At 59.3% G+C, this 15387-nt stretch carries 15 protein-coding genes (1 of these 15 cut by a window edge); 3 read left to right on the top strand and 12 right to left on the bottom strand.

Annotated features, from left to right (window positions below):
- The 9 genes from msrQ to mrcB form a co-directional block, all read right to left on the bottom strand.
- A protein-coding gene (gene msrQ, locus AB4P96_RS06560; RefSeq protein WP_017139218.1) for a protein-methionine-sulfoxide reductase heme-binding subunit MsrQ crosses the window boundary here: on the bottom strand, positions 1-591 show its 5' portion. 30 nt of this gene lie to the left of the window's left edge; the window shows 591 of its 621 coding nt (coding positions 1-591); it begins with the start codon at positions 589-591; its stop codon lies beyond the left edge, outside the window.
- Positions 591-1604, bottom strand: a complete 1014-nt coding sequence (msrP, locus tag AB4P96_RS06555; RefSeq protein WP_017139219.1) for a protein-methionine-sulfoxide reductase catalytic subunit MsrP — start codon at positions 1602-1604, stop codon at positions 591-593. Before msrP ends, msrQ begins: the two co-directional genes overlap by 1 nt.
- A gap of 63 nt (positions 1605-1667) precedes the next feature.
- Positions 1668-2525 carry a CDP-diacylglycerol--serine O-phosphatidyltransferase gene (gene pssA, locus AB4P96_RS06550; RefSeq protein WP_017139220.1) on the bottom strand — a complete coding sequence of 286 codons (858 nt, stop codon included), beginning with the start codon at positions 2523-2525 and terminating at the stop codon, positions 1668-1670.
- Positions 2526-2669: 144 nt separating this feature from the next.
- Positions 2670-3686 carry a ketol-acid reductoisomerase gene (ilvC, locus tag AB4P96_RS06545; protein ID WP_003176099.1) on the bottom strand — a complete coding sequence of 339 codons (1017 nt, stop codon included), beginning with the start codon at positions 3684-3686 and terminating at the stop codon, positions 2670-2672.
- A gap of 47 nt (positions 3687-3733) precedes the next feature.
- Positions 3734-4225, bottom strand: coding sequence for an acetolactate synthase small subunit (ilvN, locus tag AB4P96_RS06540; protein WP_003176102.1), 492 nt, complete (start codon positions 4223-4225; stop codon positions 3734-3736).
- Positions 4226-4227: 2 nt separating this feature from the next.
- Positions 4228-5952 (bottom strand): acetolactate synthase 3 large subunit, encoded by a 1725-nt coding sequence (locus tag AB4P96_RS06535; protein WP_099547656.1) that lies wholly within the window; start codon positions 5950-5952, stop codon positions 4228-4230.
- 431 nt (positions 5953-6383) lie between these two features.
- Positions 6384-6713 carry a YqcC family protein gene (locus tag AB4P96_RS06530; protein WP_017139221.1) on the bottom strand — a complete coding sequence of 110 codons (330 nt, stop codon included), beginning with the start codon at positions 6711-6713 and terminating at the stop codon, positions 6384-6386.
- A complete protein-coding gene (locus AB4P96_RS06525; protein ID WP_017139222.1) occupies positions 6713-7450 on the bottom strand; it encodes a M48 family metallopeptidase in 738 nt (245 codons plus the stop codon). The genes AB4P96_RS06530 and AB4P96_RS06525 overlap by 1 nt, the downstream gene beginning before the upstream one ends.
- Positions 7451-7466: 16 nt before the next feature.
- Positions 7467-9791: a penicillin-binding protein 1B gene (gene mrcB / locus AB4P96_RS06520; protein WP_017139223.1), complete on the bottom strand. Its 2325-nt coding sequence runs from the start codon at positions 9789-9791 to the stop codon at positions 7467-7469.
- A 118-nt stretch (positions 9792-9909) separates the two neighbouring features.
- Between mrcB and AB4P96_RS06515 the strand changes: the two genes are divergently transcribed.
- The 3 genes from AB4P96_RS06515 (at position 9910) to AB4P96_RS06505 (ending at position 12379) form a co-directional block, all read left to right on the top strand.
- Positions 9910-11466, top strand: coding sequence for a bifunctional aminoglycoside phosphotransferase/ATP-binding protein (locus AB4P96_RS06515; protein ID WP_186617058.1), 1557 nt, complete (start codon positions 9910-9912; stop codon positions 11464-11466).
- A 93-nt stretch (positions 11467-11559) separates the two neighbouring features.
- Positions 11560-11904 carry a pentapeptide repeat-containing protein gene (locus tag AB4P96_RS06510; RefSeq protein WP_017139225.1) on the top strand — a complete coding sequence of 115 codons (345 nt, stop codon included), beginning with the start codon at positions 11560-11562 and terminating at the stop codon, positions 11902-11904.
- Between the two features lie 202 nt (positions 11905-12106).
- Entirely contained in the window at positions 12107-12379 is a 273-nt protein-coding gene (locus tag AB4P96_RS06505; RefSeq protein ID WP_017139226.1) for a TfoX/Sxy family protein, read from the top strand.
- Positions 12380-12622: 243 nt separating this feature from the next.
- Here AB4P96_RS06505 and AB4P96_RS06500 read toward each other — a convergent pair whose 3' ends face one another.
- The 3 genes from AB4P96_RS06500 to AB4P96_RS06490 are packed head-to-tail and all read right to left on the bottom strand — an operon-like array spanning position 12623 to position 15302.
- Positions 12623-13390: a heme ABC transporter ATP-binding protein gene (locus AB4P96_RS06500; RefSeq protein WP_017139227.1), complete on the bottom strand. Its 768-nt coding sequence runs from the start codon at positions 13388-13390 to the stop codon at positions 12623-12625.
- Positions 13390-14427, bottom strand: coding sequence for an iron ABC transporter permease (locus AB4P96_RS06495; RefSeq protein WP_099547649.1), 1038 nt, complete (start codon positions 14425-14427; stop codon positions 13390-13392). Before AB4P96_RS06495 ends, AB4P96_RS06500 begins: the two co-directional genes overlap by 1 nt.
- Positions 14424-15302 (bottom strand): hemin ABC transporter substrate-binding protein, encoded by an 879-nt coding sequence (locus tag AB4P96_RS06490; protein ID WP_099547648.1) that lies wholly within the window; start codon positions 15300-15302, stop codon positions 14424-14426. Before AB4P96_RS06490 ends, AB4P96_RS06495 begins: the two co-directional genes overlap by 4 nt.
- Positions 15303-15387: the final 85 nt, after the last annotated feature.

Below are 15387 nucleotides of genomic sequence, written 5' to 3'. Positions count from 1 at the left end.
CGCAATAAGACGGGGAATCCGGCGCATCACTGGCGGGATGCGCAGCACTAGCAGCAGCGCGCCTATAGATGCATAGATCGCCCATTCCTTCAGGTCGGCCCGCACAATCCACAACATGTGCAACAAACCAAGCCCAAGAATCACGTACACCAGGCGATGCAGCTTCTTCCAACGGCTACCCAACCGGCGCTGGCTATAACGATTGGACGTTACTGCCAGCACCAATAAGCCAAGGAACCCCAGCGCACCGACAATAATGTAGGGCCGCTTACGCAGCTCGACGCCGAACTGCGACCAATCCAGCCCGAGGATGAATACGCAGTACGCAGCCAGGTGCAGTGCCACATACGCAAAACACCACAATCCCAGCTGCCGACGCACGGCAATCCACCCTGCCCACCCGCTGAGTTTCTGCAACGGCGTCATACCTAGCGTTACCAGCAACAGGATCAGGGTCCCAAGCCCCAACCGATCCATCAACACTTTGCCTGGATCAGGCCCGAGCACAGAGCTCCACGCCTCATACAGCCAGAAAAATGGCCAGATCGCCGCGGCTATAAAGACGCCAATGCGCCAGATCGGATAACGCATCAGTAGTTCTTCCGCAGGTCGAGGCCCGTATAGAGAGAAGCGACCTCATCCGAATAGCCGTTGAACATCTGCGTCTCTCGCACATTCGGGCTGAACAGACCGCTCGGCAAACGACGCTCACGCGCCTGGGTCCAGCGAGGATGGTCGACGGTCGGGTTCACATTCGCGTAGAACCCATACTCATTGGCCGCAATGCTTTGCCAAGTCGTCTTTGGCTGCTCGCTGACCAGGCTGATCCGCACAATCGACTTCACGCTCTTGAAGCCGTACTTCCACGGCACTACCAGACGCAGTGGTGCACCGTTCTGGTTCGGCAACTCCCGCCCATACATACCCACAGCCAGGATCGCCAACGGATTCATTGCTTCATCCAGACGCAGCCCTTCTACATAGGGCCAGTCGATCAAGCCGAAGCTGGAGCGCTGTCCCGGCATGCTTTTGGGGTCCTGCAGCGTTTCAAAGCGGATGTACTTGGCTTTAGCGGTTGGTTCAACCTGCTTGAGCAAGGCTGAAATAGGAAAGCCCATCCACGGAATCACCATCGACCACGCCTCGACACAACGCAGTCGGTAGATACGCTCTTCCAATTGATAAGGCTTCATGAAGTCTTCCAGGGCATAGCGCCCAGGTTTACCGACTTCCCCATCGATCACCACACTCCAGGGTTCGGTCTTGAGTGAACCGGCGTTCTTCGCCGGGTCGCCCTTGTCCGTACCGAACTCATAGAAGTTGTTGTAGTGGGTGGCGTCCTTGAACGGGGTGATGGCTTCGTCTTTTACCGTAACCGCCTGCCATTGGGTGCTGGGCAGCTTATCTGCAAACCAGCCTGGGGCATTGCCCGGCTCGACATCGGCATAACGCGCGGCATCTTCGGCACTCGCCCAACGCGGCAACGCAGTGGCCGCAACACCGGCCAGCGCACCACCGAGCAAGCTGCGACGCGAAAGATAGAAGGATTCAGGCGTGACATCCGATTCATGACAATCGGACGCTTTGGGGATCTTGATTAACATGGCAACTCCGCAGCATTGGAGAACTGATGCACCAATAGACTGCGGAGTATGGGGGAAATTACATTAAGGCAATGTTTTGTCGCGGCGCAGGTGCAGCAGGTATTGAACCGGCCCCGACGCGGCATACACCAGGAACGCCAGCAGCAGAATACGTGGCGGATCACTGAACACGACCGCAAACACCAGCACCACCACCAGGATAGCCACGAAAGGCACGCGCCCCTTGAGGTCAAACTCCTTGAAGCTGTTGTACTTGATATTGCTGACCATCAGCATGCCGGCGGCTGCAACCATCAAGGCCACCAGGAACGACATCTTCGAACCCTGGATGCCGTAGTCACTGAACGCCCAGACGATACCTGCCACCACACCTGCCGCCGCCGGGCTGGCCAGGCCGATGAAGTAACGCTTGTCAGCAGTACCCACTTGGGTGTTAAAGCGCGCCAGACGCAACGCCGCGCCGGCGACATAGATGAAGGCAACCATCCAGCCGACCTTGCCCATATCACCCAGCGCCCAGGCAAATGCCAGCAATGCCGGCGCAACGCCGAAAGCCACCATGTCCGACAGCGAGTCGTACTCGGCACCGAAAGCGCTTTGGGTATTGGTCATGCGCGCCACCCGGCCATCCAGGCCGTCGAGCACCATGGCCACGAAGATGGCGATAGCCGCAAAGCCGAAATACTTGCTGGCACTCGCCGCATCACCCGCCGCCAATGCGCTTTGCGCACTCATGGAGTTGATGATGGAGTAGAACCCGGCAAACAGGTTCGCCGTGGTGAACAGATTGGGCAGAAGATAGATACCACGATGCCGGACCTTGCGACCTTCCGCATCATGCCCTTCTTCGACATGCTCATCGATCGGTAGCAGGCTTTCGGCGTCAGAGGCCTGGTTTGGCTCTTCGGGACGTTCGGTCATGGACTTTACCTTGCAACGGTGTGAAAAGAATTCGACAAATACTTGCAGCGCGTGTTCGCCCGCAAACGATGCAGCTTTATACCAGAACCCGCCTCCAAACGAAAAAACGCGGCCTAAGCCGCGTTTTTTCTGGATACGTACGACTTAGTTTTTGGCTTTGTCGACGATCTTGTTGGCACCGATCCACGGCATCATGGAGCGCAGTTGCTCGCCGATCACTTCGATACCGTGAGCGGCGTTGTTACGACGCTTGGCGGTCATCGAAGGGTAGCCGGTAGCGCCTTCGCTGATGAACATTTTGGCGTATTCGCCGTCCTGAATACGTTTCAGGGCGTTGCGCATAGCCTGACGGGACTCGGCGTTGATGACTTCCGGGCCGGTCACATACTCGCCGTATTCGGCGTTGTTAGAGATCGAGTAGTTCATGTTGGCGATACCGCCTTCGTACATGAGGTCAACGATCAGCTTCAGTTCGTGCAGGCATTCGAAGTAGGCCATTTCTGGCGCGTAGCCAGCTTCAACCAGGGTTTCGAAACCGGCTTTGACCAGCTCAACGGTACCGCCGCACAGTACGGCTTGCTCGCCGAACAGGTCGGTTTCGGTCTCGTCCTTGAAGGTGGTTTCGATGATGCCGGTACGACCGCCACCAACGCCAGCAGCGTAGGACAGTGCCACGTTCTTGGCGTTGCCGGATGCGTCCTGGTAGATCGCGATCAGGTCAGGGATGCCGCCGCCTTTGACGAACTCGGAGCGCACGGTGTGGCCCGGCGCTTTCGGCGCGATCATGATCACGTCGAGGTCAGCGCGTGGCACAACCTGGTTGTAGTGAATCGCGAAGCCGTGGGAGAAGGCCAGGGTGGCGCCTTTCTTGATGTTTGGCTCGATTTCGTTCTTGTAGAGCGCGGACTGGAATTCGTCCGGGGTCAGGATCATGACCAGGTCGGCAGCGGCAACGGCGGAAGCAACGTCAGTCACTTTCAGGCCGTGGGCTTCAGCCTTGGCAACAGTGGCCGAGCCTTTGCGCAGGCCAACAGTCACGTCAACGCCGGAATCTTTCAGGTTGCACGCTTGGGCGTGGCCCTGGGAACCGTAGCCGATGATGGCGACTTTCTTGCCCTGGATGATCGACAGGTCACAATCTTTATCGTAATAAACTTTCATGAGGTTCCTCTATATATCCAGGCCGTAAGGCCATTCGCTAATTTGGGTTAGATGCTGAGTACTTTGTCGCCACGGGCAATCCCGGTGACACCACTGCGTACGGTTTCCAGAATCGAGGCCGTCCCGATCGACTGGATGAAGCTGTCCAGCTTGTCGCTTGTACCGGTCAGTTGAACGGTATAAACGCTGGCGCTCACATCGACGATCTGCCCGCGATAAATGTCGGTGGTGCGTTTGATCTCGGCACGTTGGGCACCCGTGGCCTTGACCTTGACCAGCATCAGCTCGCGCTCGATGTGGGCACTTTCCGACAAGTCGACCAGCTTGACCACTTCGATCAGCTTGTTGAGGTTCTTGGTGATCTGCTCGATCACCTCATCGTGACCAACAGTAGTCAACGTCAGGCGCGACAGGGTCGGGTCTTCGGTCGGCGCCACGGTCAGGCTTTCGATGTTGTAGTTGCGTTGCGAAAACAGGCCGACAACACGAGACAGAGCGCCGGGTTCGTTCTCCAGAAGCAGGGAGATAATGTGCCGCATGATTAGGTACGCTCCGTCTTGTTCAGCCACATGTCGCGCATAGAGCCGTCTTTGATCTGCATCGGGTAGACGTGCTCGCTGGTGTCCACTTGAATATCGAGGAACACCAGGCGGTCCTTCATGGCGAACGCCTCTTCCATCTTCGGCTTCAGATCTTTCAAATCGGTGATGCGCATGCCGACGTGGCCGTAGGCTTCAACCAACTTGATGAAATCCGGCAGCGATTCCATGTAGGAATGGGAGTGACGGCTGTTGTAGCTCATGTCCTGCCACTGACGAACCATGCCCAGCACGCCGTTGTTCAAGCACACGATCTTCACCGGAAGACCGTACTGCAGGCACGTCGACAGTTCCTGGATGTTCATCTGGATGCTGCCCTCACCCGTCACGCAGGCGACGTCGGTGTCCGGGAAGCTCAGTTTCACACCCATGGCCGCCGGGAAACCAAAGCCCATCGTGCCCAGGCCACCGGAGTTGATCCAGCGGTTAGGCTTGTCGAACTTGTAGTACTGCGCAGCGAACATCTGGTGCTGGCCCACGTCGGAGGTCACAAAGGCGTCGCCCTTGGTCACTTCGCACAGGGTTTCGATCACGGTTTGTGGCTTGATGATGCTGCCGTCGCCCTTGTCGTAAGGGAACAGGCCGCGGTCGCCGCGCCATTCGTCGATCTGCTTCCACCAGCTGGCAACCGATTCCTTGTTCGGCGTTTCGCCGATGTCCTTGAGCGCCGCAACCATTTCGGTCAGCACGCTTTCTACCGGACCTACGATCGGCACGTCGGCCTTGATGGTCTTGGAGATGGACGCCGGGTCGATGTCGATGTGGATGATCTTGGCATTCGGGCAAAACTTGCTCGGTCCGTTGATCACACGGTCATCAAACCGCGCGCCCACCGCCAGGATCACGTCGGCGTGGTGCATGGCCAGGTTGGCGGTGTAGCTGCCGTGCATGCCAAGCATGCCGACGAACTGACGGTCCGTACCCGGGAATGCGCCGAGGCCCATCAAGGTGTTGGTTACTGGCAGGTTAAGCAGCTTGGCCAATTCGGTCAGAGGTGCAGAACCGCCGCCCAGAATCACGCCACCGCCGGAGTACAGCACTGGGCGCTTGGCCGCCAAGAGCATTTCTGCCGCCTTGCGGATTTGACCCGAGTGCCCACGAACGGCCGGGCTGTAGGAACGCAGTTTGGCTTTTTTCGGGAAGACGTATTCGAACTTTTCCGCCGGGTTGGTCATGTCTTTCGGGATATCGACCACCACAGGGCCCGGACGACCGGACTGTGCAAGGTAGAAGGCCTTTTTCATGACTTCCGGGATTTCCGACGCGTGCTTGATCATGAAACTGTGTTTCACGATCGGCCGGGAAATACCGATCATGTCGGTTTCCTGGAATGCATCGGTGCCGACCATGGTGCTGGGCACCTGGCCAGAAATGATCACCATCGGAATGGAGTCCATATAGGCAGTCGCGATGCCGGTAATGGCATTGGTTGCGCCTGGGCCGGACGTTACCAGTACCACACCGGCTTTACCGGTGGCACGGGCATAGCCGTCAGCCATATGGGTCGCGGCCTGTTCGTGGCGAACCAGGATGTGGGTAACAGCCGGTTCCTTGAACAGTGCGTCGTAAACATGCAGCAGAGCACCACCTGGGTACCCGTAGATATAGTCGACGCCTTCGTCACGCAAAAAGCGGACGAGCATCTCACCGCCAGATAAAAGCTCCACGTTGTTCACCTCTAAAACGCCAGAATACCGTCCGTTAAAAACCGACGGGTCTTAATAGGTTTACTTCTCAACAGAGCATGAGCGACGGTGGTCGCCGACTACGTCAGCACTGACTGAGCAAGTATTGGGATCGTCCCAAGTGTTGCGGGCTTTTCCCACCCAGCGCGAGGTAACGCGTTGCGGGTGTTACAGGTCGGCGCGGATATGCGCCTCATGATCTGCTGAGCGGGCCTGCTTCTGGCAGTCCCGATACAGCGGACTTTGGATTCTTCTGTTTCAGCCCCTTCAAGTCAAGCAATAATTGCGCTTTTTTCCAACTAAGCGCATGAGAACGAAGATTAAAGGGGTTTGAGGAGGGATAAAACTCGCCTGAATGTCGTCAAGCGGTAGAAATGTGCGCAAGACTGCCGAAAAACCCGGCAGTCAGGCAATTAACGAGCGTCGACGATCAATTGGTCGAACTTTTTCAGCGCATTGCGTAAGCCTATGCTTTCAAGCGGGCGATCGGCGTAAACCATCTCCGCCATCTCGAGGATCCCCGAAGCATTGGGCAATGGCAGGTCCTGCTCGAGGATCTGCTTCATGCGCACCAGGAAGATCCATTGCAGCCACTGGTGAAAGTCCAGGGTGTCCACCGAAAACGGCTCGACGCTGCTAAGCGCTTCAGCGCTGGGGGGCACTTCGTCCCACCAACCCTGCACACGTAACTCACGCTCAATCAGCAACAGCTGTTCGGCAATTGCCGGAAACCGTGCATCCATCAGAGGCTGACCTTGGCTTTTTGCCGCGCCTGGGCAGCACCGGCGGCGTCGCCTTGTGCCGCACGCGCGTCACCAATCAAAGCCCACAGGTTGGCTTGCAGGTCGGGGCGACCGTTGGCCAGGGTCAGGCCGCGACGGGCGAACTGCTCGGCTTGCGGCGCGTCGCCCTGGGCCATGCGCACCTGGGCCAGGCGATACAGCACTTGCGGCTCACGCGGCGCCACACGCTGGGCACGCTCAAGGCTCGACGATGCCCCGTTCAGGTCACCACCGGCCTGTTGCTGCTGGGCGGTGGTCAGCAAAGCCAGCACCGGCCCGTCCAGTTGCTCGTCAGCCGACAGGCCACCCGCGTTAGACGACGACGGAATACCGCTCGGCGTGGACGGCGGCATGTTGTAAGTGCCCTGGTTGATCGGCGCCGTCTGGATCGGCGCGGAGTTGGCCGGCCCCGAAGTGCTTGGCCCTGGCGTCCAAGGCTCGGCACTGATCGGCGCCGACGTCGCAGCACCGCCGCCCGGCACCATCACCACCACGCCCGAATCCTGCGGTATGGCCTGAGGCGTGGCTTGGGCGGGACGCTTGACCACGGTCTGACGGAAACCGCCAGTGGCCGAGATACGGTCGTTATTGGAAACGTTCGTGCTTGAGTCCACCACGGGAATCGAACCGCGCTGCACGCTGGAGCAACCGCCGAGCATAACCAAGGCGGTAATAGCTGGAATCCACAACTTGTTCACTTGAAACCCTCTTTGCTTAATGCATCCAGCCCTTGACCCAATCCATCACCGAATCCGCGTCAGCGGGGGCACTGCCACCGCACGCAGCACCGGCGGGTGGCTCGCTGCCGCGAATATACGGCATCTGTACCGCGCCCGGACAGTTGGCATCGGAACCCTGCCCGGTATGCGGATCAATCCAGGCCTGCACGATGTTGTCCGGCTGCGGCATGTTAAGCGGCAACGGATCGGCCTTGCGCATGAAACTGGTCCACACCTGCAGCGCACCGGTCGCACCAGTGAACGGGGTTTTGCCGTTATCGTCGCGACCCAGCCAGACCACGGCCAGCACATCCTGGCCGAAGCCTGCGAACCAGCTGTCGCGCGAATCGTTACTGGTGCCGGTCTTGCCCGCCAGCGTCAGGTTCGACGGCAGCACGCTATAGACAGAACGCCCGGTACCTTCACGCATCACGCGCTGCATGGCGTTCTGGATCAGATAGATGGAACCTGCGTCAAAGCGCTGCTGGATCTGGAACGGGTAACGCTTGAGCGGTTCGCCCTCGGCGGTCAGCACACTGCGAATGCCGCGCATCGGGGTATTGAAGCCACCGTTGGCGAGGGTCTGGTACATCGTCGCCACTTCCATCGGGGTCATGGCGCCAGCGCCCAGCAGCATCGAGGGGAACGCCGGGAACTCACGGGTGATGCCCAGTCGCCCCAGGGTTTTCAGCACATTCGGCACGCCCACTTCAAGCCCAAGGCGCGAGGTGGAGATGTTGTAGGAATGCGCCAGGCCTTGGTACAGGAACACAGTGCCGTGGGAGCGACGATCAAAGTTCTGCGGCGTCCATACCTGGCCATCCGCCCCTTTGACCGACAGCGGGTCATCCGACAGCCAACTGGTCAGCGTGTATTTGCTTGGTTTTTCCAGGGCCGTGAGGTAGACCGCTGGCTTGACCAGCGAACCGATTGGCCGCACCGCATCCAGGGCACGGTTGAAACCGGCAAAACTGGCCTGGCGGCTGCCGATCATGGCCTGCACTTCACCGGTTTCCGGGTTGGTCACGACCATGGCTGCTTCGACTTCATCCGAACCTTTACGGCCGGTCAGGCGTTTGAAGGTATCGTTGACCGACGCTTCGGCTTTCATCTGCAGGATCGGGTCGAAACTGGTAAAGATCCGCAGGCCTTCTTCGGTCAAGTCTTCGTCGCGATAGTCTTCACGTAGCTGGCGTTTGACCAGATCAATAAAGCCCGGGAACGAACTGTCGGCCAGCTTGCCGCGAGTGGTAACACCCAGTGGCATTTTTTTCGCCGCCGCGACTTGTTCAGCGGTGGCCACGCCCTGCTGTTCGAGTACATCCAGCACCAGGTTACGACGCTCAAGCGCGCGCTCCGGGTTGCGACGCGGGTTGTAGTAAGACGGCCCCTTGACCATCCCCACCAGCAACGCGACTTGATGCAATTTCAATTCGGACAAGGGCTGGCCAAAGAAGAACTGGCTGGCCAAGCCGAAACCGTGCACCGCGCGCTGGCCGTCCTGGCCGACGAACACTTCGTTGAGGTACGCCTCAAGAATCTCCTGCTTGCTGTAATGCAGCTCCAGCAGCATGGCCATCATGGCTTCGGTGAGTTTACGGGTGAGGCTGCGCTCGTTGGTCAGGTAGAAGTTCTTGACCAATTGTTGCGTGAGCGTACTGCCGCCCTGGGTCATCTTGCCACCGGAAGTGTTAACCCAGATGGCGCGGGCAATCGACTTGGGCGACACACCCCAGTGGCTGTAGAAATCGCGGTCTTCCACGGCGATCAGCGTATCGAGCAGGTACGGCGGCACCTGATCAAGCTTGATCAGGATGCGATCTTCAAGGTTCTTGGGGTAAATACCGCCGATCAACAGCGGTTCCAGGCGCACCACGGGCAACTTGGAGCCATTGAGCGACGACAGTTCGGCAACGTAATCGCCGGAGAAGCGCACGCGCACCGGCTGGGCTTTCTCCAGGCCTTCATAGAACTGGAAGCCACGGGTATTCAAATCGACGGTATTGCCGCTGACAGCAGCGGCGCCGGGGCCATTGCTCACGGGTTCGCGGCGATAGCCCAAGGCGTCGAGTTCGGTAAGGAAGTCTTCCTTGCTCAGCTTTTGGCCGGTGAACAATTCCAACGGGCGTGCGTATACCTTGGCCGGGATGGTCCAGCGCTTGCCGGAGAATTTCTCCTGCACCACGGCGTCGAGGTACACCGCGAAGCCTGCGAGCACCACAAGGCCTACCAGGCTCAGCTTGATGGCCCAGCCCAGCCACGGGCGCAGGCCGCGTGAAGGAGGTTTTTTACGGGAACGGGGAGATCGGGTTCGAGTCATGGCGGCGGATTATACGCACTTTATTGACGATCAACATGAGCCGGACAGCGGTTTGCACGACCGACCGTAACCGCCATAATGCCGGCCATGATTTCCCCCAGACTTTGAAGGATCGCCCGTGAGCCAGTCCCTGATCGCTGCCCTGCAAAACCCGGCTTTGTATCCCCATCCGGTTGAAGCGTTTCAAGTCATTGAGACCCATATTTCCTGGGTCATACTGACCGGCCCCTATGCTTATAAGCTGAAGAAGCCGATGAACTTCGGCTTTCTGGATTTCACCCAACTGGATGATCGCGGCCACTTCTGCCGCGAAGAGCTGCGCCTCAATCAGCGCCTGACCGAAGATTTGTATCTTGACGTGTTGCCAATCACCGGCAGCGCCGAAGCCCCGCAATTGGGCGGTGATGGCCCGGTCATCGAATACGCGCTGAAAATGCGCCAATTCCCGCAGAGCCAGCTGCTCAGCACACTGCAAGCCAATGGCGAGGTCACCAGCGCGCACATTGATGATATGGCCAAGCAGATTGCGCACTTCCACCTCAGCGCCCCGAAAGTGCCGCAAGACCACCCCGCCGGCACGCCGGATGAGGTGATGGCACCGGTTCGCCAGAACTTCGACCAGATCCGCCCGTTCCTCAGCGACAAAGCCGACCTGGCTCAACTCGAAGCCCTGCAAGCCTGGGCCGAAGCCAGCTTCGAACGCCTCAAGCCACTGCTGGCCCAACGCAAACTCGAAGGTTTCACCCGTGAGTGTCACGGTGATATCCACTTGGGCAACGCCACCCTGATCGATGGCCAGGTGGTGATCTTCGACTGCATCGAGTTCAACGAGCCGTTCCGCTTCACCGATGTGTATGCCGACACGGCCTTTCTGGCGATGGACCTGGAAGACCGCGGCCTCAAATCCCTGGCGCGCCGTTTTATCAGCCAGTACCTGGAGCTGACCGGCGACTATCAGGGCCTGGAAGTGCTGAACTTCTATAAAGCCTACCGTGCACTGGTGCGCGCCAAGGTGGCGTTGTTCAGCATGCCGAGCGAGGCCAGCCCGGTGCAACGCGCCACCACCCTGCGCCAATACCGCAACTATGCGAACCTGGCGGAAAGCTACAGCACTATTCCATCGCGCTTCCTGGCGATAACCCACGGTGTTTCGGCCGTCGGTAAAAGCCACGTGGCCATGCGTCTGGTGGAAGCCTTGGGTGCCGTGCGCCTGCGTTCGGATGTGGAACGCAAGCGCCTGTTTGGCGAACAAAAGGTCGAGAACACCCCGCAAGCCGGTATCTACGCCGCCGAAGCCAGCTCTGCCACCTACGCTCGGCTCAACGAAATCGCCGATACCGTCTTGCGTGCCGGCTACCCGGTAGTGCTGGACGCGACCTTCCTGAAAAGCGCACAACGCAATGCCGCCGCCAAGATTGCCGAGGCAACCGGTGCGCCCTTCCTGATCCTTGATTGCAACGCACCGCAAGCCGTTATCGCCAGCTGGCTGGCGCAACGTCAGGCGGATAAAAACGATCCTTCCGACGCGACGCTCACCATTATCGAAGAACAGCAGGCCAACCGTGACCCGCTGACCGCCGAAGAGCTGCTGCTGAGCAAACGCGTGGAAACCAACGAAAGCGGCACACTCGACGCTCTGGTGGCACACATTCGCCAGCGCCTGCCCGGTCTGTAAGAAATATTTCTTGGTCGTGTCACCGATCTTCGGTGCACGACCGAGCAATAGTGGCACTATAATGGCGTCATAATTCCAACAGGAGTCGCCGTCATGAGTCAGCCCAAGCTTCTTGATACTCCGCTCTACGCACTCCTGCATAAAGACGACATCCGCGGCTTCAACCAGGAACGCCCCAAAGACGGCCCCATCGACATGCGTGGTGGCGACTTCCGGGGGTTGGACCTGCGTGACCTGAACGCCACGGGCGTGGATTTCACCGACGCCTACTTCCGCTCTGCCGACCTGCGCGGCCTGGACCTGCGCGAGTGCTCGCTGGAAGGCGCCAGCCTGGCCCATGCGCAGATTTCCGGCACCTACTTCTCCCCCGAACTGACGGCTGACGAAATCCTCATGTCGGTCAATTTCGGCACTCGTTTGCGCTACCGCACCAAGTAACTTCATCTTTCGGGCCCCAGCTACGCCTCACGCGTAGCGGCGCCTCCTGCCTGCTTGTCGGCAATATCCTTAAAAATTCTTATAAGCTTTTCAGCCGTTCCTGACCAAAGAACCACGCTTTTCCTACTGAGCGCTACACTCCTTTTCAGGCTTGCCTGGTCACGATACCCACCGCACCATTCGGCCGTCGCAAGGAGGCTTGATGAACGATGAGCTGCAACACCTGAAAAACCTGGGCAAGACGTCGGCGCAGTGGCTGCATGCGGTGGGCATCCACAGCGCGTCCGACTTACGTCGCCTGGGAGCTGTCGATGCCTACCGAGCCGTGCGCACTCGCGGGTTTCGGGCCTCGAAAGTGCTGCTGTATGCAATCGAGGGAGCCTTGATGGACGTGCATTGGAACGACATCCCGACGGAACGCAAGGAGGCATTGAACCGTCAGTTGGAAGCGATTTCAGCGCGTCAGAAAATTTAGGTCTGCAAGAATCCCCAATGTTCATGGGCAGTTCGAACACGTGTTTGAGAAAAACGGCAGATCGTTGAAAAACAGATGTTGACTCTCAAATGAGAATCGTTATGATTATCACAACTGGTCGCGAGATCAGCCGATAACTGAAAGACCATTGGTTCGGACTCTCAGATTATCTCCTCATCAGGCTAATCACGGTTATTTGACCCGGCTCTTGCCGGGTCTTTTTTTACCTGTAAAAAAGCCGATTCAGCGCGCAATGATCAACGGATGCCCACGCTCCGGGTGCGGCTGTACCAGCACCTCCAAACCAAACACCGCCTTAAGTGGCTCGGGCCGCATCACCTGCGCCGGCGTATCCAACGCGTGTGGGCGCCCCTGCTCCAGCAACAGAATTCGGTCGCAATAACGCGCCGCCAGGTTCAGGTCATGGAGAATCACCAGCACCGCAGCGCCGCGATCCGCGAATGTACGTATAGCTTGCAGGGTCGTGTGTTGGTGCAAGGGGTCAAGCATCGAGGTCGGCTCATCCAACAGCAGGGTCTGCCCGGCTTCCCCCGGCCATAACTGCGCCAACACTCGCGCCAGATGCACACGCTGGCGTTCACCACCCGACAGCGCCAGGTAGCTGCGTCCGCTTAAATGGCCCACGTCTGCCGCGTGCAGCGCCGCCTCGATGATTTCGTCATCACGCACGCGTCCAGTCTGATGGGGCAAGCGGCCCATGCCTACAACCTCCTCGACACGAAATGCGAAATCCAGCGTGGAAGTCTGCGGCAACACTGCCAAACGTTGGGCACGTTGCGGCCCGCTCCAGTCCGTCAAGGCTTGCTGATCCAGCCACACCTTGCCCTGATCCGGCTTCAGCTCGCCGCACAACGCACCGAGCAGCGTGCTCTTGCCTGCTCCGTTAGGGCCGAGCACACCGAGCACTTCACCCGGCAGCAAGTCCAGGGTGACATCCGCCAGCACGGTTTTATCGCCACGCCGAACCTGCAACGCTTCTACTCGCAGCATCAGGCGCGCCCTCGCAGCAACAAATAAAGAAAAAACGGTGCGCCGATAAAGGCCGTCACGATGCCGATCGGCAGTTCAGCCGGCGCCAGCGCCAGGCGTGCCACCAGGTCAGCAAACAGCAACAGGCTCGCGCCCGCGAGCACAGACGCCGGCAACAACACCCGATGATCCGGCCCGGCCAACAAGCGCACCAGATGCGGCACCACCAGCCCGACAAACCCGATCATGCCCGCCGCCGCTACCGCCGCGCCCACACCAAGGGCCGTGCAAAACACCAGTTCACGCTTGAGCCCTTCAACATCAATGCCAAGGTGATTGGCTTCGGACTCGCCGAGCAACAATGCATTCAAGGCTTTTGCACGGCGCGGCAACCACAGCGCCACACCGGCGCTCACCAACAGCAATGGCCACAACCGCGAATAGCTGGCGCCATTGAGGCTGCCAAGATTCCAGAACGTCAGCGTGCGCAAGGTGGCGTCATCGGCCAGATAGGTAAACAACCCCACCGCCGAACTGGCCAGGGCGGTAAGCGCGATACCGGCAAGCAGCATCGTTGCAACGTTGGTCTGGCCGTTGCGGCGCCCCAGGCGATAGACCAGGGCAGTGACGCCCAAACCGCCAAGAAACGCGCACAACGACAGCAGATAAGGCCCGAACGCATCCGGCAGGCCACCAAAAAAAGAACCGCCGACGATAGCAATCGCCGCCCCGAGCGCCGCGCCGCTGGACACACCGACCAACCCCGGATCGGCCAGCGGGTTGCGAAACAAGCCCTGCATCGCCACACCCGACAATGCCAGCACACCACCTACCGCCAAACCCAGCAAGGTTCGCGGCAAACGAATCTGCCCCAGGATCAATTCGGCCTGCTCCAGGCCCTGGGCTTCAATCGGTACGCCCATCAGGCGCAAGGCGGCCTTGAGCGTATCCAGCAACGGCAGGCTGACCGGCCCCAGGGCCAGTGAAAGCCAGATTGCCAGAAGGCATAACAGCGCCAGCCCGATAAACAGCGTTTTCGGTTTAACCAGAGTCGTCATGGGGCAGGTTTAGCCTGGGACGGATAAAACCCGGCAGACAATTGCACCAGGCTTTGCGGCAGACGCGGCCCGAGCCCGCCGACCAGCAGGGTCGGGTCCAGCTCAAACACGCGGCCGTTTTTGGCGGCCGGGGTCGACGCCAGAATCGGGTTTTCCTTGAACAAGGCCGCCCGCGCCGCATCGCCAGTGAGGGCGCGATCAGCAAACACCAGCACATCAGGGCTCAGCCCGGCCAGCGACTCCACCGAAAACGGCTTATAGCCCGTGTGGGTCGCCAGGTTATGCCCGCCCGCCTGCTGCAACATCCAATCGGCGGCCGTGTCCTTGCCTGCAATCAGCGGTTTGCCACCTGCATGCCCTAGCAACAAAAGCACACCCGGCGCCTTTTGCGTGGCCTGGGCCTTGGCGACCCAGGCTTGCTGCTGATCCAGCTTTTGTTCATATCCGGTAAACAATTCGTTGGCCTTGGCTTCATCACCCAACAGCTTGCCCAAGTGCTGAAGGTTGCCTTTCAAGGTCGGCAAATCCGGCTCTGCCGAGAACATCTCCACCTGCACGCCCGCGCCGCGAATTTGCGCCAGCACCGGCGGTGGGCCCATCTCTTCAGTCCCGACCAGAACCTGCGGACGCAGGCTTAAAATCCCTTCCGCCGACAGTTGCCGCTGATAACCGATGCTCGGCAACGCCTTGAGCGATGCTGGATGCTGGCTGGTGGTATCCACCCCCACCAGCTTTGACTCCCCGCCCAGCGCCGTGACCCATTCCGATAGCGCCCCACCGGCGCTGACCCAGCGTTGCGGCAGTTCAGAGGCTTGCGCCCCGTGGTTGACCAGCAGTGAGGCAACAAGCGCAATAGCGCTGGTACTCAGGCGCATAACAGGGTTTCCTTCCAAGGGCGGGGCCACTCAAGCACTCATGGATGTGACAGATAAACCCTGTCTGGCATCGTACAGAGCACCC

This window comes from Pseudomonas sp. B19125, assembly GCF_044218855.1.
Lineage (GTDB): Bacteria > Pseudomonadota > Gammaproteobacteria > Pseudomonadales > Pseudomonadaceae > Aquipseudomonas > Aquipseudomonas edaphica.
Note: the sequence above shows the minus strand (reverse complement) of the source record. Positions and strands in the feature narration are given on the sequence as shown.

Bases quoted from the DNA above. Each gene is read 5' to 3' on its own strand.
- msrP (WP_017139219.1), bottom strand. From the start codon at position 1,604: ATGTTAATCAAGATCCCCAAAGCGTCCGATTGTCATGAATCGGATGTC.
- pssA (WP_017139220.1), bottom strand. From the start codon at position 2,525: ATGACCGAACGTCCCGAAGAGCCAAACCAGGCCTCTGACGCCGAAAGC.
- AB4P96_RS06500 (WP_017139227.1), bottom strand. From the start codon at position 13,390: ATGCTGCGAGTAGAAGCGTTGCAGGTTCGGCGTGGCGATAAAACCGTG.
- AB4P96_RS06510 (WP_017139225.1), top strand. From the start codon at position 11,560: ATGAGTCAGCCCAAGCTTCTTGATACTCCGCTCTACGCACTCCTGCAT.
- mrcB (WP_017139223.1), bottom strand. From the start codon at position 9,791: ATGACTCGAACCCGATCTCCCCGTTCCCGTAAAAAACCTCCTTCACGC.
- ilvC (WP_003176099.1), bottom strand. From the start codon at position 3,686: ATGAAAGTTTATTACGATAAAGATTGTGACCTGTCGATCATCCAGGGC.
- AB4P96_RS06530 (WP_017139221.1), bottom strand. From the start codon at position 6,713: ATGGATGCACGGTTTCCGGCAATTGCCGAACAGCTGTTGCTGATTGAG.
- AB4P96_RS06490 (WP_099547648.1), bottom strand. From the start codon at position 15,302: ATGCGCCTGAGTACCAGCGCTATTGCGCTTGTTGCCTCACTGCTGGTC.
- AB4P96_RS06505 (WP_017139226.1), top strand. From the start codon at position 12,107: ATGAACGATGAGCTGCAACACCTGAAAAACCTGGGCAAGACGTCGGCG.
- ilvN (WP_003176102.1), bottom strand. From the start codon at position 4,225: ATGCGGCACATTATCTCCCTGCTTCTGGAGAACGAACCCGGCGCTCTG.
- AB4P96_RS06495 (WP_099547649.1), bottom strand. From the start codon at position 14,427: ATGACGACTCTGGTTAAACCGAAAACGCTGTTTATCGGGCTGGCGCTG.